Raw genomic sequence first — 1,073 nt, forward strand, 5'->3', positions numbered from 1 at the left:
GTTTCTGTTACCGCATCGATTACCGCTGCCCCAACCACAACTTTTGAGATTACAGTATCACAGTTGCCTGGGTTGCTTACTTCACAGATGCTGTATGTAACATCATAAGTATTTGCTGGTGTGTTTGGCGCAACTGTTACTGTTCCGTCTGCGTTTAAGGTTAATCCTGTCGGAAGCGTTCCTACTGCAGTCAGGGTTACCTGTCCTGCTGAACTGCCGATTACAACAGGGTTTCCGTTTAACGTATCATTTGCTGTTAAGGCTGCTGTTATACCGCCTGTGTTTCCGTTGATAGATGCCGTGGTTTCTGTTACTGCATCGATTACTGGTGCAGTTATTATTATAGTAACAATAGCTGAATCACAAACACTAGAATTAGTTGCTTCACAAATAGTATAAGTTATGTTATGTGTTCCTGCTGCTGTATTTGGAGCTATATTTATTGTTCCATTAGAATTAAAAGTAATTCCTGTTGGAAGAGTGCCTGTTGTTAAAACAACATCTGCTGGAATAAAAGATACTCCATTTATTTTATCATTAGAAAAAATAGTTAAGATTGATCCTCCAACTAAACCATTAACCGATGAAGGAGCATCGTCTTCAGCGCATATATAATCTGAAATTACCGCAGCTGATGAAGCAGCCGAAGTACATCCGTTAGCCGTAGCCGTTACCGTATAACTTCCTGCCGGAGCTGTAACTGTACCTGCTGACTGGGTAACTCCCGTTGATGGGCTGATTGTATAAGTATTAGAAGCACTGTAGTTTGATATTGTAAAACTTCCTGTAGCTGTCGAACAGGTAGGCTGGGTTACAGCGCTTAATGTCGGAACTGCTGGAGTTGCAGGCTGTGCGTTGATAACCGCAGCTGATGAAGCAGCTGAAGTACATCCGTTTGCCGAAGCCGTTACAGTATAACTTCCTGCCGGAGCAGTAATCGTGTTTCCTGACTGGGTAACTCCTGTTGAAGGGCTTACAGCATAAGTGTTAGAAGCACTATAGTTTGATATGGTAAAACTTCCCGTTGCTGTTGAACATGTAGGCTGTGTTACAGCGCTTAATGTCGGAACTGC

Annotated in this window: 1 pseudogene; it reads right to left on the minus strand. The window is 42.8% G+C overall.

What is annotated here, in order from left to right:
• A pseudogene (locus ACODSB_RS23980) lies at window positions 1-1,073 on the minus strand (hypothetical protein); the annotation flags it as partial.

Source organism: Flavobacterium sp. FG68, from assembly GCF_057808895.1.